This is a genomic window from Vibrio sp. 10N.286.51.E5 (assembly GCF_041469125.1).
In the GTDB taxonomy this organism is placed as follows: domain Bacteria; phylum Pseudomonadota; class Gammaproteobacteria; order Enterobacterales; family Vibrionaceae; genus Vibrio; species Vibrio crassostreae_C.
On record NZ_JBFRJZ010000032.1, the window covers coordinates 1 to 21,221 of the forward strand.

The following is a 21,221-nucleotide window of genomic DNA, read 5'->3' on the forward strand; positions in this document are numbered from 1 at the left end:
AAGTGCGATCCCGCCCTGGTATCTAAATACAGCCAAAAATCGATCAATCTTTATTGTAAATGATCAGACTTTATTGGAATCGAACGAACTATATTGTCTTCCGACAGACATTACCTCAAAACGGTATATCCATATCAAACTCAAACGTCTCATCTCTGTTTGGGTTGGTTCTCCAGTGTAAGTGAGATAACCCTAGAGAACTCACAAGCATACAAACTACTGAAAGTAAGAAAATCTTTATGTCACCTTTAATACGCTGATAAAAAGAGTTCAGTGATTTATAGTCAAATAGCTCTAAGTCACGAAACTCTACAATTGCTAAGTCTTTTACTTCTTGAGTGATTTTCGAAGAATGCTTCAGAGCATTGTTAACGACACGCAACTGATTAATTGGCACATAATTATCAGCCTCACTTATTTTGACATTTCTTGAGTTATACTCTTTTTTCAAAGATTTCCAATTGAATAAAGACTTTTTGTCAACGTTATCAAAAGCTAAAGATAGCAAGCTCTTAAGCGTAATTTCCAACTGCTTAAATGAGTAAATCACTTGCATTTCCACTAAAGCAAATACTTGATCAGAAATGTATTCGCTGTGAGCTTGTGATGCTTGGCAGTCTAAAACCAAGTCATGGTACTCATCGATACTAAATTCAACGTACTCATCCGTAGCTTGGTTTTTTGCATCGTAATCCGACTTCCAGTCATCGTAACGTTTTTCAGCTGTATCCAACTCCCGCTTAAGTACAGCGTACTCCTCATTCATTTGAGTATTCAGCGAGGCTATTGCGAGATCGAACAAGTTTTCGCCACACTCAGCCGTATGAAATAACTCATCAACCAATTTTTGTTCTGTGCTGTACACCGAAACTCCTAATTTGTATAACGCTTTATAGACGGATTTTTTCCGTAATTATATGCAATCAATAGTAAAGCTAATTATATTCACGTTCAATCGAAAGCCCGCACAGCCTAGTGTCTAAGGCATGAGCTTCAGAAATTGCCGAAAGTTTCCGTATAACTCCGGCGGATTCCGAGAAATACGATTTTCACCCTGATTGCACTCCAAATGAGCATGATCTTATCTTCTTTCGTCTGATTAGATTTAGTAGGGCAAACGCACGCCCCTAGATGTTGTAGAGCATTTGGTCTAAGTGATTTTGGGGCAAATCCGTGTTAGTCCTACTAAAAATCCCCTCCTAGCCTCCCCTTAATCAGTATCTACAATCCATTGTGGTTCGTAGAAAGGGGATAAACTTAATTGGAGGGGGAGTTAGAGGGGGTGGGTGTTCGAAATCAGCCCGAACGCACAGGATATCAATGCTCTCAATTCAGAAAAACATTACGCTTCACCCAAAAGATTGGAATGCCTAAGCGTTCCAATTTTAATATCTGATTTACCTACGCCGCCTAGTGCACCGAATCATAAATCAATGTGCTTCTTCAGCTCTTAACCAAAACTCGGACAGGTCTTCAAAAAGGTCATCGTTATCTAAGATGCTCAAATGGGTTTCGTTGTAGCCGAGGATTTGTGACGCGTGGAGTTGGGCTGGGCGCGACAATTGGCTTGATAAATTGATCACACTATCGTTGCTGTTGGTATTAAATAGGTCGCCCGAGTTACAACCAAAGGCTAAAAAGTGGGGAATGTGAATCTTACTGCTGTCAATTAATAAGTCAGCGATAAATTTCCCGTCTGGATTTAAATCAACCCATGCCGGCATTACTACGGGAGAGTACTCGACCCCTTGTTTAGCAGACTCGACACCACTAAACGGCGAAGATATGGTGGCTACGCTGCTTACAAAATCGCATAGCTGCCCAATACGGCACTAGCGAAGACTGTTGGTGGCGACAAGCCCTCCCATACTATGTGCCACAACATGTAATTGTTGGATTTTGTATTCCGTTAACACCGTGTGCATGAGGTTATTCAGGCCTTTGGAGTTCAAAGCCAGAGACAAGCCTGAAGGATAGTTAAAGACCCAGATCTGATATTTAGATTGGTCGACTTTTTCAATCAGTGGGGCAAAATCTAACGCAGTGGCGTTGATGCCATGCACAAACAAGATCGGGATTTTGTTTGGGTCGAACTCTGACAGAAAGTAGAGCCCAGCGTTATCTTCGAGCAAAAAGGTCAGCGGCTGCCACATGCCGAGTTTGCCATTTTTTCTGTCAAAAGGTGGAGCTTCCAAGCTCACGACTGTGCCTATGTCGATCAAATCCAATTCGATTTTTAACAGTGAAGATAGTGAACGATCAACAAACGCTCTTGGGGCTTCACTCTCATTAACCGTTAGTGAGACTTCTATTGTTGATCTGTCTTGGTGATCACGTAGGTTGATTACACTGAAAGCTTCATCGGCTTGTAGGGTAAGGTCTTGATTCTTATCTTCAAAGATAAGTAGGTAGTGGTTGTTATTCGATACATGTAAGTGAATACTGTCACTGTCTATGATGCCATCGTAGCCATCAACCTCGCCTTTGTTAATGTCTTTGATTTGTTCAATCACCACGGCAGAACCGGAGGCATGTTGATTCAAGGTAACCATGTATTGATTGGTTATGGAGTCGATGGCTTGTATCTCATTAGATAGATTTCTAAAGTTACCGCACCCTGACAGCAGTGAACTGAGTAATAGCACTGTGCTGGTTAAGCGTGCAGTAAGTAATAGCTTCATTCTAATTTCATCCTTATCCCACCCCGATTTATCCATAAATCAATAACCTGAGTTTAATAGTAGCAATAAAACAGCGCTTAATAAAAAGGCAAGCAAACGACTATAAAGTTCGCTTGCTTGCCTGAGAGGTTTCATTACTTAGTGAGTATATTGAACACTAAAGCGTGTTTTTGTACACTTTGCCGTCTTTCATGATCAGTTTTTGTGTCTCTGTGTTTGCGACACAAGCAACACTTTCCAGTGGGTTGCCATCGATGATCAATAGGTCGGCATACGCGCCTTCAACCACTTGACCAAGTTTGCCTTCTTGGTACGGGTGTTGATAAGTCGACATCTCGAACAAACGTCCACAGTTTGATGTCGCCATGCGAAGCGCGGTGATGGTATCGAATACTTGCTCAATCGCGCCAAGTTCATTTAATTGTGTCGCATGAACGTTGGTTTCGCCCACACAGTCAGTACCAAAAGCAATGTTCTGAATGTCGTATTTCTTAATCAGTTCTGCCGATTTGAACATGGCTTTACCTACACGTTCTGTCTTGCGGTATGTCTCCTCATTCGGCAGCGGGATCTTACGCTCTGCAATCAATGAAGAGGTAAAGTAAGAAGGAATCACCCAAATGCCTTTCTCTTTAATTATCTCGGCAATGTCGTCGTCCATGATGGTGGCGTGTTCGAAAGACATCACGCCCGCTTCAGCGGCTCGGCGCAGCGACATAAGTGCCGTAATCTGAAGCGGCATCAACCGCAGCTTTCATCTCTTCAGATGTGAACTGCAATGTGTCTAGCGGATCAAACGTTGAAGATGCGCCACCACCCGCCATGATCTTGATTTGGGATGCGCCCATAAATAGCTGTTCGCGAACCGCTTTTAAGACTTCTGAACGACCATCTGCCACTTTCATTGCGCCAAGCTTCCTCATAGGTGAGTCTTCATGGCCGTTTGCTAAACGCTCTTGTGCTTGGTTTTGACGGTAATCGGAGTGACCACAGGTTTGTGAGATAGCTGCCATTGAAGGCAGAATACGTGGGCCAGTGGCATAGCCGTTGTCGATGCTGTTTTTAAGGCCAAGCGTGTTACCTGCTACATCACGAATGGTGGTAAAGCCACGCATTAACATCTCTTCAGAAATCTTTGCTGAGCGAATCGCCACTTCTTCACGCGTCATGGTATCAATGACATTGAATGGTGCAGATAAAGTGTTATGAACGTGCGCATCAATCAGGCCTGACATGACCGTGCCACCTTGAGCATCAATCGTTTCATCGGCAATCGTTGGGTCAATCTCTCCAATCTGAGTGATCAAGTTATCTTCGATGAGGATTGATATGTTCTCGATTAAGTTGTTATCAACACCGTTAAATACGTTCGCGTTAGTGATTAGTTTTTTCATAATCTGCACCTTTTGGAAATGAGTGTGTGTCGCTGATGGAGTCATCTTATGGGGCGCAGCATTTGAAGAATGGCCATTTGGTGACAGTGATGAATTGGGTGTGTTTTTGCGATTGCTATAAGAAAGGCAAGGGGGATTTCTGTCGAATTATTAATTTGAGGAATGAATGTTGGCGATGTCATGAAATGGTAAGTTTTGCTTTGATTCGAACGCTAAGATGTATTTCAAATCAAGGCGACTTATCAAATTAGATTAGAGAGAGACAGAATGACTAAATCAGACAAAGTTTACGGATTCAACACACCACAACGTCTATTCGTAGGTTACACATTAGCCGTGCTGGTGGACTTGGTCGTACTTAACTTCTTCGATGAGTACTGGGACTTTGTGAACATTGAGTCTTTCACGATCTCTTTGATTGCAGCGTTGTTGTTGCAGCTATTACTGAAGCTCTCTATTGGTTTAGAACATAAAATTGCTGAGCACTTCAAAAGCAAGCCAGGCACAGCACCTAAGGTTTATCGAGCAATCACCACTTATATTATTTTGGTGGGTTCTAAGTTTGTGATGCTAGAAGCAATTAACCTCTTGTTCGGCGAGAAGGTGAGCTTTACAGGCCCTTGGGGCGGCGCGGTAGCGTTCTTCGCGGTGGTATTTACGATTCTGGTTGCTGAAGTGATTGTATCGAAGATCTACTTTGCACTTGATGACAAACAAGATTCAACAGAGAAAGCACTAAAAGAGACCAACGCGTAACAGAACTAAAATACAGATGTGAATAACTGACGAGCCAGCTGAATAAGCTGGCTCGTTTTCGTTTGAGTTGCGATAACCAATTCGATACGCGAATTGGCTTTATTTTTCGTAAACCACATCCCCGCGTAACACCGTCATCAACACTTGAGTCTTAGCGATTTGTCTTGCTGATACTGTGGTGATGTCGCGGTCGAGAATGGCGAAGTCAGCGGATTTGCCTACCTCAATAGAACCTGTTACATCTTCAATTCCAAGACTTTTGGCGGCATTGAGCGTGTAAGCGTCGATGGCTGTGTAGATATCGGTTAGGCCGGTTTGGCCCATGATTAAGCTGTTTGCGATGCCGACTAAAGGGTTGATGTCGTGTACGTTCCAGTCACTGCTTAAGGTGATATTCGCGTCGGTCTTGAGTATTGCATCGAGGTTCATCATGGCTTTAGCACGGTGAGCACCTAGGAAAGCTTCAGCCCATTGGTGTTGATGCCTTGCAACGTAATCAGAGCCAACTTGGAAATCTGCGGTTACGTCTAATTGGCGAAAGCGTGGCACATCTTCATCATTGATTAATTCGACATGGGTTAGGGTGTAGGGTTTGGTTGAGCCTTGTTTGCGAATACTTTCTATTGCATCAAGAGATTCACGAACCGCTCCATCACCAATGGCATGAATGTGGGCGCTAAAACCTATTTTTTCGAGCGCAGTTAGCCACTCTTTCATTTGTTCCGGCGGAATATAGTTCAAGCCATTAGGAGACTGGGGAAGATAAGTATCTAAGTAGGGTGCGAGCGTTTTGGCGGTGCCGTTGATAAAGATGCCGTCGCTGTACATTTTCACCTGTTCGACAAGTAACAGACGGCTTTTATCGTCGGAATACATCTTCTCAAAGACTTCTAATTGAGAAGGCATTGCCATCGATGGGTACACCCAAGGGCGTAGCGAAACACGCGCCGTTAAGTCTTGATTTTGCTCGGCCTCTAGCCAAACGTCATACCAACCTCGTTTCCAATACATGCGACCGTCGCCAATGGTAGTGATGCCGTGGGCTGCCGCTTCCTCAAGCCCGAACATTAACCCTTGGTAGCTTTGCTCAAACAGTTCGCTTTGGCTGTTCCAAGCCATCTCCATCACTTGATCGCCAGCATTGTCTAATAAGATGCCATTGAGTTTGCCGCTGTCTTGGTCTTTTAAATAAGCGCCACCTTGTGGATCTGGCGATTGCTGGCTGATTCGGGCGATTTTCAGAGCCTTTGAGTTGACCCACATTGAGTGTGAAGTCTGCTCCATGATCACCACAGGGCGATCTGGAAAAATACTGTCGATGATCTCTAGTGGGGTGTAGTCAGAGTCACTATCGAGCGTCGCTTCCAAAGAAAAACCATAACCCATTAGCCAACCTCTGCCATCGGTATCAGCATTGATCTTACACGCTTCTAGGTAGGGGGTTTGCTCTTCTAATGTTGCTTCAGAGTCGAGTTCACAATTTCCACCCAGCTCTGAGGCGGCTTCAAACACATGGTTATGGTTGTCAATGAACCCCGGAAGGACAAAGGCATTTTCTAAGTCGATAACATCAGTACTTTGCCCTTGAAAAGTTTGCGCCTGTGATTGGTTACCGATGAAGATGATCTTGCCTTTGTGGGTAACGATCGAGTCCGACTCACGATGCCCGTATATATCTGCATTGGTAAATATCTGGTCTGCACTTTGGCTTTGAACTGCTGTTTGTGTTTGAACTGCTGTTTGCGCTTGGACAACGGTGTTGGCTTGTGCAAGAACCGGCGCTGCGGCAGTTAAGCTTGCGAGTAATGCTATCCATGCAGTGCGTGGCAGAGTGAGCTTTTTGTTCATTATTATGTCTTCCATGTTCCACTGTTTAATAAGTATAGAAAGCGAGTGGCGAGAATCATATCGTGAATTTTTAATAATAAAGTGTCCTTGGTTGCTCTCTTGTTTGAATGTAATTCCAGTGCCTTTTGAGGTGGTTGTGGGAATACAGCTCGTCAATAAAGGATTGCGAATCCATTCGCAGACTAAACAATTCACATAAGGTTCTGAATAAATTACAGTTAAGTGAGCTATAAAAATGGATTTAACGTATTACCAAGGATGTAAGTTTATGTTTTCAAGAGACTTACTCGCATTACTAATAAAAACAAGTCGAGGTTAGGATGAAAAAAATATTATTGCTGCTTAGCGTGATCTTATTGGGTGGTTGTGTTGGCATGCCCGAAACGGTAAAGCCTGTTCAACAGTTTGAGTTGGAACGATACCTAGGGAAATGGTACGAAGTGGCTCGTTTGGATCACTCGTTTGAGCGTGGCTTAGACAACATCAGCGCTGAATACAGCCTTCGTGATGATGGCGGCGTGAAGGTGATTAACCGTGGTTATTCGGCGGAAGAAGGTGAGTGGAACGAAGCGGAAGGAAAAGCGTACTTCGTTGAGGGCTCTGAACAAGGCTATTTGAAAGTGTCTTTCTTTGGCCCTTTCTACGGCGCTTATGTCGTGTTTGAATTAGACAAAGAGGGCTACCAATACGCGTTTGTTTCTGGGCCCGACACTGATTACTTATGGCTACTCGCAAGAACGCCTGAAGTCGCACCAGAAGTGATGGAGAAGTTTAAAGCCATGTCGAAAGAGCGTGGCTTCAATACCGACGAGCTGATCGTTGTGGAACATACCCAATAAACGAATCGCTGTTATTTGTGTGAGTCGTTGATAAGGCCCAGAAGATGAATATCTCTGTGCCTTTTTCATTTTTATTTAACGATAGAGCTCAACCTAGCGAGGCTGGTTGCCGTTCAAGAATAGCGCGACACATTCGCGAGTGTAGTGAAGCCTTTCTTCTTCTGACTCGCCGCTATTGTGGCCGAAGAACGACCAATACGCCGACTTACCATGAAACATCAGCAACAGTTGACGTGCCGCTATGATTGGCGAGCTTGTAGAAGAGAGCGTTAAGTCGCCAGACTCTATCTTTGTCTGCAAGTAATCAGCGAGTAACTTAGTGGTCTTCTGTGGCCCTGTTTCTAAATAAATAGAGGCAATTTCTGGGTGCGTGTTGGATTGACTCACCGCGTTCTGAAAGGTTTGTCGAGACTGTTCATCAAGTAACAAATCCTGAAACTTCACACCAAATTTCACCAACTCATCACCCACCGCCGCATTCATATCAAAGGCAGCAGGGCTAAGTTCGCGCTCTGCACACTTGGTTTGCATGCAGGTTTCGAAAAGTTCGTCTTTATTTTTAAAGTGAGAGTAGACCGTTTGCTTGGAAACGTTCGCCGCTTTCGCTATCTGATCCATATTGATCTTGAAGCCATGCTCAGAGAAAAGCTGGCTTGCTGCGGTTAAGATCTGCGATCTCTTCTGTTCACTCTTGATGATTTTAGTCACGTGCTGTTTCTCATTGCTTGGTACTTGGTGTTGCTCAGTTCAATGCATTTCGTTCTGCGTTAAGCATTATGCTTTTTGTGATGGTTTTATCAATCATTAACGATGAAACTTATTTTTAACATAATCAAACTAGACAGTCTAGTTTGGTTTGGTTAGTCTGAAAAAAGAATAGGATTGAGTACCGCATAGGAACAGGAAGTATGTATAAATTGATGAAAGGAAGTGCGGTGGCGTTGTCTCTATCGGCTTTTCTTGTTGGATGTGGTGAAAATACACAAGCCGAGACAGCATCCGATGCAGATAATGCTGCAGCGGAATCGAATAGTGCAGCGTCGACAGTCTTAACGGTAGAAACTGTCGCTTTGGAAAGCTCTCCATCGTATGCAGTGCTGCGTGAATATGTTGGTGTGGTTAAGGCAGGTCAGCAAGCTAATTTAGGTTTCGAGCTGGCAGGTAAAGTGAATGAGATTCTGGTTGATGTCGGTGACACAGTAACCGAAGGTCAACCCCTTATTCGATTAGACACTCAACTGTTACAGACTGAATCGAGCCAGCTAAAAGCGCAAGCAGAAGAAGTGAAAGCTCAACTGAGCCTTGTTGCGGCGAACCTAAAACGTCAACGTTCATTGAAAGCGAAAGGCTTCAGTGCCGAAGCGGAGATTGATTCACTAACCAGTGAGCAACGTGTGTTACAGGCTAACTTACTGCGCATTGACGCCTCGGTAAAAGGTAACGACCTAAAATTGGTTAAATCGACGATTCTTGCGCCGTATTCGGGCACCATCGCAACGCGTTTTGTATCGCTCGGCGATGTGGTCAATGTCGGCAATCCAACTCTTACATTGCTGGCATCGGAAGGCAAAGAAGCCTTCATCGGTATTCCTGCTCACCAAATGCAAAAAGTCACCTCACTTTCTTCCCCTAACATTCGAGTTGGACGTACAGATTATGCCGTGGAGCTGTTGAATCCGGGAGCCATGGTCGACACGCAATCCCGCAGTGTCGGCTTACGTTATCTTTTCCCCGAACAAGCGTCTGTTTTAGAAGGTCAACTTGCGTACCTTAAATTTGATGAACAGATTGATGAGCAAGGTTACTGGGTGCCATTAACGGGTTTGATTGATGGCTTGCGCGGTGTGTGGAATATCTTTGTGATTGGCGATGGCAACAAGGTTGAACGTAGAAGTGTTCAAGTGTTGTTTGCTAACAATCAACAAGCGTACGTGAGTGGTGCGATTGAAGACGGTGAACAAGTGATTGCCAGTGGCTTACATCGTTTAGTGCCAGGACAAACCGTAAAGCCAGCTAGCGTTACTGCTGAATAGGAAATAGCATGAAAATCATAGAGACTATTTCCAACACTCGACTGCTTATCTTAATGACCGCACTGCTGATGGTGAGTGGTATTTCTGCGTTCATGACGTTGCCACGTGCAGAAGATCCAGTAATCATCAACCGTTACGCGAACATTACTACCAGTTTCCCCGGAGCCAGTGCCGAGCGTGTTGAAACCTTGGTGACTGAGGTAATCGAGAATAAGTTGCGTGAGCTGAGTGAAGTTAAACTCGTGAGCTCAACCTCTAGGCCGAGCGTGTCGATTGTCACGCTAGAGCTTAATGACACCATCACTGAGCCCGAACCCGTCTGGTCGCAAGCGCGTGACAAGCTATCTGATATCGAATCCACTTTACCTGCGGGTGCGCATTCTCCCGATCTCGACAGTGACCATACCTATGCTTTCACGACCATCGCATCTCTGACTTGGTCTGGCGCAGGTGAGCCTGACCGTTTAACTCTCGGGCGTTATGCCAAAGAGCTCGCCAAGCGGTTACGAACGTTGTCGGGTACCGAATTCGTTGATGAATACGGTATGCCGCAAGAAGAGATTCAAATCAGTTTACGTACGGCCGATGCCGCTGCATTAGGGCGTTCAAGTGCCAATATCGCCGAATCGTTAGAAGGGGCAGATGCTAAGAACTCGGCGGGTGAACTGGTCAGTGCGTATTCACGTTTTGGTTTAGAGATTGAATCAGAACTTGATTCCATTGAACGCATCAAGCAAGTCCCAATTGCCACCGACAGTAATGGCCACATCATCCGTATGGAAGATATTGCTTCTGTGAAACGTGGTGAAAAAAAACCACAAGACCAAATTGCCATTATTGATGGTGAGCCGGGAGTCATTGTCGCGGCAAGAATGCACCCTGATCTGCGTGTTGATAACTGGACGTCTCGAGCCAACGCGCTGATTAGCAAGTTTGAGCAAGAGTTACCAAGTAACGTTAAGGTGACTGTACTATTTAATCAGCAAGGTTATACCGAGACTCGCTTAGACGATTTAGGCAAGAGCTTGATGATCGGTTTCGGTCTGATTTTGATTGTTCTATTTGTCACTTTAGGTGTGCGTGCCGCGATCTTAGTGGCAATTTCTCTGCCGTTAACCTCATTGTTGACCCTGTCGATCATGAAAATGACCGGTGTACCGATTAACCAAATGTCGGTGACAGGCCTAATTGTAGCACTGGGGATCATGGTCGATAACGCGGTGGTGATGGTCGATACTATTCAGGCATATCGCTTGAAAGGGCAACACAGAGCGGAAGCGACCATGAATGCGTTGAAGCACTTGTGGGTGCCGTTATTAGGCTCAACCTTAACTACCGTGTTGGCGTTTGCCCCGATTATTTTGATGCCGGGTGCATCGGGTGAGTTTGTCGGTGGTATTGCGATTACTGTGTCTTTCTCACTGATCGGTTCTTACATTATTTCACATACCCTAATTGCGGGCTTGGCGACTAAGTTACTGCCGAAACAGCTCAGTGATGTTGATAAGAAAGGTCAGCACCATTGGTACATGACCGGTTTGAGAATTCCGGCTTTGACGCGTTGGTTCTCGTCTTCTGTCCGTTTTGGTGTGACGCATCCAATCATCACGATTGCTCTGGTGTTGTTGGTACCGTTTACTGGTTATTGGAGTATGTCTCAGCTGACTGAGCAATTCTTCCCACCATCAGATCGAGACATGTTTGAGATTCAGGTGTACATGCCGCCGCAAGCGAGCATTTATGCGACCAAGAATACCTCTGAAAAAATCGACGATATCATTCATCGTTATCCTGAAGTAGAACGTATCGATTGGCTGGTGGGCGCAAACTTCCCATCTTTCTATTACAACTTGCAGGCAAGGCAAAATAATGCGCCTTACTTCTCGCAAGCCATGGTGAAAACAGAGAACTTTGACCAAGCCAATGCGCTGATTCCTGAGTTGCAAAAGGTGTTAGATAACGAGGTGCCGGAAGCACAAATCTTGGTGCGAAAGCTTAATCAAGGGCCTCCATTTACTGCGCCAGTTGAGCTGCGTGTTTATGGTGAAAACCTCGATACGTTAAAAGCGATTGGTGAAGATGTACGCTTGATTCTGGCAGGTGTGCCTCATGTGACTCATACGCGAGAAACATTGCAGCCAGGTACGCCTAAGGTGTGGTTGAAGGTCGATGAAGACACCGCGAAACTTAACGGCATCTCACTCAATCAGTTTGCTGGCATGCTGCAAACTACGCTTACAGGCCGTGAAAGTGGCTCTGTGATTGAGGGCAGTGAATCGGTGCCAATCCGTGTTCGTGTTGCGGATGATGCGCGTGAAAACTTGGCGCACTTAAGCAATATTCGTTTGCCGATCAGTTCTGATGTCTACTCAACGGGCATCAATGTGTCGACTTTGGCTGAACTTGAACTGACTACCAGTCGTGGTGCGATTACTCGTCGTAACGGGCAGCGTATCAATACCATTGAGGGTTACATTGAAGCGGGTGTCTTGCCTCAAACCGTGCTTAATGAGTTCCAAAAACGATTGGAAAGCTATGAGATGCCATCGGGTTATACGATTGGTTTTGGTGGTGAATCGGCTGAGCGTGACAATTCAGTCAACAGCCTTATCTCGAATGTCGCTGTCGTGGTGGTATTGATGGTTTTGGTGGTGGTGATGTCGTTTAACTCGTTCCGAATGAGTAGCATCATCTTCATGGTAGCAGGACTGGCTGGTGGGCTAGGGCTGTTGTCGGTATGGATCTTCGGTTATCCGTTTGGTTTTACGGTGATCATCGCCATGCTTGGGATTGCGGGCTTAGCGATTAACGCTGCCATCGTGATTCTGACGGAATTGAAACTCGATAAGCAAGCCTCATCAGGCAATGTGGATGCGGTCGTTGAGGCAGTGATGTCGTGTACTCGTCATATCAGCTCGACCACGATTACAACCGTTGGCGGCTTTATGCCGTTGATTATTGCTGGTGGCGGTTTCTGGCCTCCGTTCGCGGTCGCGATTGTTGGCGGAACGGTATTAACCACGCTTATTTCTTTCTACTTTGTGCCTGTGGTTTATCATTTAATGACTAAAAACCAGCGTAAGAAAGTCGTCATAGCAACAGCATAATCCCTCTCTTAAGGACGATTACTCCTCTCCTTTGAGGGGAGTAATACCCACTTAAAACAGATAAAAATACTCATCAAATCGGCTTTTCAGGTCGATCTTTAACACTATTTTTCGGCACCTCACTGATATTATTGCGAATGAAAAGTAGTGTGTTATTCGAATATCTAATGGGTTTCTGATTGGAGCAATATCTTTTCTAAATACCATTGAAATCCTATGTGAATTCATAAATTTGATGTTCATCACACTTTATTTAATTCGCTCTTTCTAATGTAATCAATCATTGTTGCTTCTACTGCGTGTTTACTTTTCTCTCTCCCGTTTCGCTTTAATCCTTTTCCGCACATGGCTCAACTCGTGTGGCACGCATATGATGTGCGTCTGAATTGCATCAATTTCCCACATCTTACTTTCATAACTGGAAGGTTAGTTTCCAAGTTTGTTTGGTGAGCTTTCAATTTCAACTCCTCATAATGCGCCAAATGTAACAATGTATTTCAAAGTGTAACAATTAAGTCATATCTTTTGTGTGGTTTTAACCGTGCGGCAATGTTTCGGCTACGCAGCACTGTCGTTTTAACTTGGCAGTTCAACGGTTCAACTGTCGACTGTTCAAGATAGTGGCTAATTCCGTTTCGCTTTGAGATGCGTCGTTTCACATGCTCAACACATAAATATTCTAATGACCATGACAACCAGTACTCGGGCGTTCGTTCTGAGGCTGGATAACCATCGAGAAAGTTAATGGAAGCTTCAAGATATAAACGCATTTTATCGAGAGCAAATCTGTCGAGGATTGGTTTGGTGGGAACCGTCCTGATGCTCGAAGGATGTAACTCAGCATTGCTCGACCCAAAAGGTAGCGTTGGCGTTCAGGAAAAGGAGCTGATTATTACTGCTCTGTTGCTGATGCTGATTGTCGTCATCCCCGTGATTCTGATGACCATCTACTTTGCTTATAGATACCGTGAAAGCAACACCACAGAAGAGTATGCACCTGACTGGGCGCACTCAACCAAGATTGAAATAGTGGTATGGACGATTCCAATCATCATTATTGCGATTCTGGCCACCATCACTTGGCGAACAACACACGAACTGGAGCCTTCCAAGCCTCTGGAGAGTGACGTTAAGCCTATGGTGATCGAAGTGGTCTCTCTGGACTGGAAATGGCTGTTCATCTATCCGGAGCAAAACATTGCGACGGTTAACTATGTTGCGTTCCCGAAAGATGTACCGGTGACGTTTAAGCTGACTTCAGACAACATCATGAACGCGTTCTTTATCCCGCGTCTTGGTTCGCAGATTTATGCGATGCCGGGAATGGTGACCAAGCTGAACTTGATTGCTAACCATGAAGGCGACTTCAAAGGTTTTGCATCGAACTACAGTGGTAAAGGGTTCTCTCAAATGAAATTCACCGCATCAGCAATGCCTGACCAAGTGGCGTTTCTAAACTGGGTGGAAAAAGTGAAGGCTAGCCCAGACCGTATTGAAGATTGGGAGCAGTTCCGTTCATTGGCTGCGCCAAGTGTTGCTGAACCTGTGACTTTTTTCTCCAGTATCCCACCATTTTTATTCACTGATGTCGTGACCCAGCACCCTGGTTCAATGAACTGTTTGCCGGAAACCCAAGGATAATCGTCATGTTTGGAAGATTAACTCTAGACTCAATTCCCTACCACGAACCCATTATTTTGGTCACGTTAACCATGATCGCTTTGGTGGGTGCTTTAGTGGTGTTCGCGGTAACCAAAGCCGGTAAGTGGCAATACCTTTGGAATGAATGGTTTACGTCTGTAGACCACAAAAAATTGGGCTTCATGTACATTGCTGTAGCGATGGTGATGTTAGTTCGTGGCTTTGCTGATGCGGTCATGATGCGTAGCCAGCAATTGCTTTCTGCAGCCGGTGAAACGGGCTATTTACCGCCACATCACTACGATCAGATCTTCACTGCTCACGGCGTGATCATGATTTTCTTCGTAGCGATGCCATTGGTTATCGGTTTGATGAACATTATCGTGCCGCTGCAAATTGGTGCTCGTGATGTTGCATTCCCTTACTTGAATAACTTAAGCTTCTGGCTGTTTGTGGTGGGTATCATTCTAACCAACATGTCACTGGGCTTAGGTGAGTTTGGCCGTACGGGTTGGTTAGCGTATCCACCGCTTTCCGGCATTGAGGCAAGCCCGGGAGTAGGTGTCGATTATTGGATATGGGCACTGCAAATATCCGGTGTGGGTACCACACTAACTGGTGTGAACTTCTTTGCGACCATTTTGCGCATGCGTACTCCGTCTATGCCAATGATGAAGATGCCAGTGTTCACATGGGCATCTCTGTGTGCCAACATCCTGATCATCATCTCTTTCCCGATCCTAACTGTGACCATTGCGTTACTGACTTTGGATAGATACATCGGCACGCACTTCTTCACCAATGACCTTGGTGGCAACGTGATGATGTATGTGAACCTGATTTGGGCATGGGGACACCCTGAGGTGTACATCCTAATCTTGCCTATTTTCGGTGTGTTCTCTGAAGTTACTGCGACTTTCTCACGTAAAAAACTGTTTGGTTATACCTCACTGGTATGGGCGACGGTGGCTATCACTATTTTAGCGTTTGTGGTTTGGCTGCATCACTTCTTCACCATGGGTTCAGGCGCCAATGTAAATGCCTTCTTCGGCATTGCAACTATGATTATCTCTATCCCGACCGGGGTTAAGATCTTCAACTGGTTGTTCACCATGTACAAAGGTCGTATCCGCTTTACTACACCTATGTTATGGACGGTCGGTTTCCTTATCACCTTTACGGTGGGTGGTATGACAGGCGTATTGATGGCAGTTCCGGGCGCAGACTTTATTCTGCATAACTCGGTATTCCTGATTGCTCACTTCCACAACGTAATTATCGGTGGCGTAGTGTTCGGTTGTTTCGCTGCTATTGGTTACTGGTTCCCGAAAGCGACGGGTTTCACTCTGAACGAACTTTGGGGAAAACGCGCATTCTACTGCTGGATAATCGGTTTCTTGATGGCGTTCTTGCCGCTTTATGCTCTGGGCTTTATGGGCATGACGCGTCGTTTGAGCCAAGACATCAATCCTGAATTCTTCCCTCTACTGGCGGTTGCGGCTGCAGGTACGGGCGTGATTGCGATGGGTGTTGTTTGTCAGTTCGTTCAGATTTACGTGAGTGTTCGTGACCGCGACCAAAACCGAGATCTAACCGGTGACCCGTGGGGCGGACGCACATTCGAATGGGCAACGTCTTCACCACCGCCGTTCTACAACTTTGCAAAACTACCTAAGGGCGATGAGATCGATTCGTTCTGGTATCAAAAGCAAAATGGTGAGTTTGATCCAACTCAGGAAGAAGAATACGAACGTATTCACATGCCGAAGAACACACCGACAGGCATTTATGTGTCTGCATGGGCGTTGGCATTTGGCTTCGCAATGATCTGGTACATCTGGTGGCTAGCGGCTGCAAGCTTAGTGGGTATCGTGGTGACGTGTATTCAACACAGCTACAACGACGATGTGGATTACTACGTGGAAGTTGAAGAGATCAAAGCGATTGAAGCGGCTCGACGTGCACAGCTTGAAGAAGCGAAGAAACAGTCAGTGAAAGGCGACCATTCTGGTCGTGGTAACAGTGCTGACAGTGATAACAACGACAATAAAGATGACTTGGAGACGACGTATGCAAGCTAATACTCCGTCACACACTTATGATCTTGCACACTCGCATGATCATCACCACGAAGCTGCGGGCAACAAGTTGTTTGGCTTCTGGGTTTACTTGATGAGTGACTGTGTCCTGTTTGCCACGCTTTTCGCGACTTATGCCGTGCTTGAGAGTGGCTCTATCGCTGGGCCGACAGGTAAAGATATCTTTGAACTGCCGTTCGTGTTTGTCGAAACCATGATGCTGTTGTTCAGTAGTATCACCTTTGGCTTTGGCATGATTGCAATGAAGCGCAAAGACGTTACCGGACTGAAGCGATGGATCAAAGTGACTTTCGTATTGGGCTTAGCCTTTATCTGTATGGAAGTGTACGAGTTTCATCACTTGATTGCAGAAGACTATGGTCCTCAAGAGAGTGCGTTCCTTTCTGCGTTCTTTACCTTGGTTGGCACACACGGTTTGCACGTAACGTTTGGTCTGATTTGGATGGCGGTGGCTTATCACCAGCTTTCAACCAAAGGTTTGAACGACAACATGTCGATGCGTTTCCAGTGCTTAAGCCTGTTCTGGCATTTCCTTGATATCGTTTGGATTTGTGTATTTACCATCGTGTACTTAATGGGGGTGATGTAATGGAACAGCATCTAGACAGTGGTGCAACGGATTATGTGAAAGGCTTTATTGCGTCACTGATTCTCACCATTATTCCGTTCTACATCGTGTGGGCTCATGTGTTACCAAGCACAGAAACGTACGTGATCTTGTTCGGTTGCGCGCTGGTGCAAATCTTTGTGCATTTTAAGTACTTCTTGCACATGGAAGCGAAATCTTCCGATGGACGTTGGAACTTGGTGTCACTGATGTTTACCGCCATTGTTGTATTGATTCTTATCGCTGGCTCGGTATGGATTATCTACAACATGAACGTCAACATGAAGTTGTAGGCTAAGGTATGCTGAAAAGATATCTGTCTATCACCAAACCGGGCATCATTTTCGGCAACCTGATTTCTGTTGCGGCGGGGTTCTTCCTCGCCGCAAAAACAGAACCAGCCAGCGCGATGTTGTTACTGACAACATTAGCGGGTGTGGGACTTGTGATTGCATCAGGTTGTGTTGTGAACAACATCTTTGATCGAGACATCGACCAAAAGATGAAGCGCACACGAAATCGAGAATTGGTTCAGGGCAACATCAATACAGACGTCGCGTTCGTTTATGCCTTGGTTTTACTACTCTCAGGCACAGCGCTGCTGTTTCAGTTCGCTAATCCGATCTCTGCGGTCATGGTGTTGCTTGGCTATGTGTTTTACGTCTTTTTCTACACCATGTGGTACAAGCGTACATCGGTTTACGGCACTTTAGTTGGCAGTATTTCGGGAGCCGTTCCGCCGTTAGTGGGCTACTTGGCGGTGACTAATTACATTAGTTTGGAAGCGGTTTTGTTGTTCGCGATGTTCTGTTTATGGCAAATGCCACACTCGTACGCGATCGCGATGTTCCGCCTTCAAGATTATCGAGATGCAGGCATTCCAGTGTTACCGGTGAAAGAGGGCGTCGACAAAGCACATAAACACATGAAAGCCTATGTGGTGGCGTTTGGCGCAGTCTCATTGGCGCTGTTCCTACTCGGAGACGCAGGTTATGAATACCTAGCTGTGTCGGCGGCAGTCTGTTTTATGTGGACTAAAGTGACGTTTCGTAAGGTTGATTGCCTCAACTACCTCCAGTGGTCAAAGACCGTCTTCAAGGTCTCTCTGCTGGTGGTAATGAGCATCAGTGGTGTGCTGGGGCTGGAGTTGATTCCGTTGCCTACGCTTTTTTGACTTAAGTTTGTCGTTGAACCCTCAATGTTCTGAAGTCCGAGGGTTTGACGACCTTTTATCTGTTCCGCTTTATTTTATCTGTTCTGCTTTAAGCTATTACCCTTCAAAAATATCACCAAGCCAATCTTCAAGCTGTTCTCGTTTATCTTGTGGGCCGTTGATGATCACTAAGCCGTTTAGTATCGCGTGATCCCAAGATATGGTGCCAGTTGCTAGCGCATCGAACACATCGAGTTCCGTAATCAGTAATAGATCTTCCTCGGTAGGCAAAGTATCTCTGCCTGAGACATCGACACCCTTCTCAAACTTCACTTGGCTGTAATGACCTTTAATTGCTTCGAATAAGTTGAACTCAATTTTGTTTGGGTGGGGTTTCGCAAGCGCGGCCTTGATGGCAAAGAGTCGAAAGTGATCCGGCTTATTGAGGTTGTTGAATTCATCGTCTTGTCTGGCTGTAATGACGTTGCCAAATACCTCGAGTGAACCGGGCTCTGTCACCAAACTAAATCCGGTATCTTGGTGAAGACCACAGGCAAACGTGAGTGAAGAGGTGAGTGAAAGAATCAGAGAAAATCGTTTTAACATAATGGTTATCGAGACCTATAACAGGGTTAAGAATCTGACGGCAGAAGCCGAACCTGACGATAAAAAAAGGGACCACAAAGGGTCCCTGTATTTGTTTGTTGTCCATGTGAAGCGGTCAGCGTATTGGTTGATAGTGTGTTAGTGATTGTTTACTAACACGCTATCGTCGAAGAGCTATCATCGAAGAGCTATCGCCGAAGAGCGACCGTTCAAACTCGCTATTAGCGAACGATGAGCATGATCTCTTCTGGAGTCATTGGCTTGTCGAAGTAGCTCATGAATTGACCGAAGCCTTTGATGTCGCCATTCGAGAACTTGAATGCACCAGACTGTAGGTTGGTACCAATCACTTGTTGAGCGTTTGGACCCGCAATCAAGATTTGGTTCAATACTGCACGAGTGGTGTTGATTTGAACATCTGCGCCTTTCACTGCCTCTTCGTGTAACTGAGCAATGCCGTTGCGAATTTCGATAGTGAATGCTTCGTTAGTATCAGAGAAGTTGTACGTTAGCATCATGTTTACGTCTAACGAGTTTTCTGCGATTAGCGTTGAAGTCATCATATCGAAGATTTGCTTACTTGGTAGCGCAGTTAGTACGTCTACAGAAGCAAAGCTGATCATGTTAGAGAAATCACGAGTACCTTCTAGTTCAGCTGCAGCATTCAATGCCCAGTTGCGCCAGTTGATGTTCACTTGATCTGCAGACCATGCTTTGTAAGCTTGTGCTTTCAGTAAGCGTGCTTCCATGTCATCTTTATTTACCGTGATTGGGTAAGAAAGAATCTCTGCTGCAAAGGTGTAGTTCTCTGCTTTCATCGCCGCTTTTGCTGTGTCGATGATGTTGTCACGACCGCCCATGATCTCTACGAATGCTTTAGCGCGTTGCTCGTAAGCCATTGGCTCTAGCTGCCATGGATCCGCTTCGAAGAAACCGTTGTAACCTACGTAAATCTGGCGAACGGCGTGTGCAACGGTACCGTAGTGCTCACCTAACCAAGGGTGCTCAGCAAGGTGCTTAGGAAGTTTAACCACTTCAACTAGCTCGTCTGGCGTCATACCTTTGTTCATGTAACGGATTGTTTGGTCATGCGTGTATTGAATCGCATCACGATAAGCCGTTAATACGTCAGATACCGCTTCTTTACCTTCAACAGGGCGACCGTGAGAGTTAATCATGATCTCAGTGTCGAACTTACGCATTACGTCAATGCCCTTGAACCACATTGATGGGTCACGGAATTTAGTACCACGGATGGTGTGAAGGTTAGGGAAGTTTTCGCCTTGAAGTACTTCAGCCGCGTGCAGGATTTTCTGCTCTGGGAAGTAAACCACTAACTCATCTTTAGTTTCAGATGGCACGTTCTCGATGTGCATCTTAACGCCAGCAATTTCAATTTCAATGTGGCTTTGGCTTGGTACAAGCAGGTTTGGTTCAATGAACGAGATAGCACCTTGCATGAAACGTGGACCAAGGCCGTCGTTTACTGTGCCGTGCTCACCTTCTTCTACGTGCTTAGCACCTGTGTAAGAAGTACGGTGACCAAATAGAGTTCCTAGGTTTGAAGACCAGTTAGCCACTGCAGCGGTTAGGCCTTCTTCAGCGATGATTTTTACTTCACCTGATGCCACTTCTTCGTCAGTCACCCACGCACGCACACCAGAGATGTGGTCGATGTGGTTGTGAGAATAAATGATTGCTTTAACCGGCTTGTCGGTGATTTGACGGAACTGTTCTTTAACCGATTGAGCCATTTCTACCGACTCGCCTGGATCAACAATGATGATGCCGTCCGTACCTTCAATCATGACGGGTGTATCTAGACCGAAACCGTAACCAAGATATACGTTGTCATCTACTTTGATGATTGCTTGGTCCATTTTACGACCATGCTTGGTGAGGATTGGGTGAACATGGTCAGACTCAGCAGTGTAAGCTAGAGAATCGCCTGTTTTAGAAACAACTTGAATACGTTCGCCTTTTCCCCAGAACATGTTTGATTTGTGTTCGAATAGAACCTCGCTCTTGTAGCGAGCATCAAGATCAATGTTTTGGTATTGCGCAGCATTTGCCGTCTGAAGTTCTTGGCCGACTTTCGATGTCGCTTCGACAATCGGCGTTGCAGATGCAAAACCAGAAGCAAGTAGAGTGCTCGCAATAGCAACAGGAAGCGCCATTTTTTTGAATGTATTAGTCATGGTAGTGACCTTATATTTGGATACAGGAATTGGATTTCTTGAGCCAAATGATAGAGGTGGGGGAGGTCGCTATCTACGCGCTAATAATATTTCAATCTATCGTTTTTTCGATGATTTGTTTGATAAACGATTGTATTGGCGATTAATTTTGATCTAAATCAATTAGTAAATGAGCTTGCAACAGATACAAAAATGCCCTGAAATTCAGGGCATTTGTTTTACAATTAGTCGCTAGTTCATGAGTGGCTGTGATACGAGT

14 protein-coding genes and 2 pseudogenes are annotated in these 21,221 nt (G+C 45.4%); 9 read left to right on the plus strand and 7 right to left on the minus strand.

Features of this window, described 5'->3' with window-relative positions:
• Positions 1-115 precede the first annotated feature (115 nt).
• The 3 genes and pseudogenes from AB4161_RS12575 to AB4161_RS12585 form a co-directional block, all read right to left on the minus strand.
• Complete coding sequence (locus AB4161_RS12575; RefSeq protein WP_372083403.1) at positions 116-865, minus strand: hypothetical protein; 750 nt, start codon at positions 863-865, stop codon at positions 116-118.
• A 565-nt stretch (positions 866-1,430) separates the two neighbouring features.
• Positions 1,431-2,681 (minus strand): annotated as a pseudogene (locus AB4161_RS12580) (lipase family alpha/beta hydrolase).
• A gap of 157 nt (positions 2,682-2,838) precedes the next feature.
• Positions 2,839-4,075: pseudogene (locus tag AB4161_RS12585) on the minus strand (amidohydrolase family protein).
• A 267-nt stretch (positions 4,076-4,342) separates the two neighbouring features.
• On the opposite strand from AB4161_RS12585, the gene AB4161_RS12590 reads away from it, so the two are divergent.
• Positions 4,343-4,831, plus strand: a complete 489-nt coding sequence (locus AB4161_RS12590; protein ID WP_372083404.1) for a hypothetical protein — start codon at positions 4,343-4,345, stop codon at positions 4,829-4,831.
• A gap of 99 nt (positions 4,832-4,930) precedes the next feature.
• Here the strand turns inward: AB4161_RS12590 and AB4161_RS12595 are convergent, their stop codons facing one another.
• Positions 4,931-6,679, minus strand: a complete 1,749-nt coding sequence (locus AB4161_RS12595; protein WP_372083405.1) for an amidohydrolase — start codon at positions 6,677-6,679, stop codon at positions 4,931-4,933.
• 320 nt (positions 6,680-6,999) lie between these two features.
• Here AB4161_RS12595 and AB4161_RS12600 point away from each other — a divergent pair, with 320 nt between their 5' ends.
• Complete coding sequence (locus tag AB4161_RS12600) at positions 7,000-7,518, plus strand: lipocalin family protein (RefSeq protein WP_017060193.1); 519 nt, start codon at positions 7,000-7,002, stop codon at positions 7,516-7,518.
• 93 nt (positions 7,519-7,611) lie between these two features.
• On the opposite strand, the gene AB4161_RS12605 is transcribed toward AB4161_RS12600, so the two are convergent.
• Entirely contained in the window at positions 7,612-8,226 is a 615-nt protein-coding gene (locus tag AB4161_RS12605; protein ID WP_371713174.1) for a TetR/AcrR family transcriptional regulator, read from the minus strand.
• Between the two features lie 200 nt (positions 8,227-8,426).
• On the opposite strand from AB4161_RS12605, the gene AB4161_RS12610 reads away from it, so the two are divergent.
• The 7 genes from AB4161_RS12610 (at position 8,427) to cyoE (ending at position 18,179) form a co-directional block, all read left to right on the plus strand.
• Positions 8,427-9,551: an efflux RND transporter periplasmic adaptor subunit gene (locus tag AB4161_RS12610; protein WP_372083406.1), complete on the plus strand. Its 1,125-nt coding sequence runs from the start codon at positions 8,427-8,429 to the stop codon at positions 9,549-9,551.
• An 8-nt stretch (positions 9,552-9,559) separates the two neighbouring features.
• Positions 9,560-12,658: an efflux RND transporter permease subunit gene (locus tag AB4161_RS12615; RefSeq protein ID WP_372083407.1), complete on the plus strand. Its 3,099-nt coding sequence runs from the start codon at positions 9,560-9,562 to the stop codon at positions 12,656-12,658.
• 744 nt (positions 12,659-13,402) lie between these two features.
• Positions 13,403-14,299, plus strand: a complete 897-nt coding sequence (cyoA, locus tag AB4161_RS12620) for a ubiquinol oxidase subunit II (protein ID WP_080585195.1) — start codon at positions 13,403-13,405, stop codon at positions 14,297-14,299.
• A 5-nt stretch (positions 14,300-14,304) separates the two neighbouring features.
• Positions 14,305-16,380, plus strand: coding sequence for a cytochrome o ubiquinol oxidase subunit I (gene cyoB, locus AB4161_RS12625; RefSeq protein ID WP_372083408.1), 2,076 nt, complete (start codon positions 14,305-14,307; stop codon positions 16,378-16,380).
• Positions 16,352-16,987 carry a cytochrome o ubiquinol oxidase subunit III gene (cyoC, locus tag AB4161_RS12630; protein ID WP_372083409.1) on the plus strand — a complete coding sequence of 212 codons (636 nt, stop codon included), beginning with the start codon at positions 16,352-16,354 and terminating at the stop codon, positions 16,985-16,987. The genes cyoB and cyoC overlap by 29 nt, the downstream gene beginning before the upstream one ends.
• Positions 16,987-17,298, plus strand: a complete 312-nt coding sequence (gene cyoD, locus AB4161_RS12635) for a cytochrome o ubiquinol oxidase subunit IV (protein WP_004736302.1) — start codon at positions 16,987-16,989, stop codon at positions 17,296-17,298. The genes cyoC and cyoD overlap by 1 nt, the downstream gene beginning before the upstream one ends.
• Positions 17,299-17,306: 8 nt before the next feature.
• Positions 17,307-18,179, plus strand: a complete 873-nt coding sequence (gene cyoE, locus AB4161_RS12640; RefSeq protein ID WP_372083410.1) for a heme o synthase — start codon at positions 17,307-17,309, stop codon at positions 18,177-18,179.
• A 96-nt stretch (positions 18,180-18,275) separates the two neighbouring features.
• Here cyoE and AB4161_RS12645 read toward each other — a convergent pair whose 3' ends face one another.
• Together AB4161_RS12645 and AB4161_RS12650 are read right to left on the minus strand one after the other, a co-directional pair.
• A complete protein-coding gene (locus tag AB4161_RS12645; protein WP_372083411.1) occupies positions 18,276-18,764 on the minus strand; it encodes a hypothetical protein in 489 nt (162 codons plus the stop codon).
• 221 nt (positions 18,765-18,985) lie between these two features.
• Positions 18,986-20,962 carry an alkyl sulfatase dimerization domain-containing protein gene (locus tag AB4161_RS12650; protein WP_372083412.1) on the minus strand — a complete coding sequence of 659 codons (1,977 nt, stop codon included), beginning with the start codon at positions 20,960-20,962 and terminating at the stop codon, positions 18,986-18,988.
• Between the last annotated feature and the right edge of the window lie 259 nt (positions 20,963-21,221).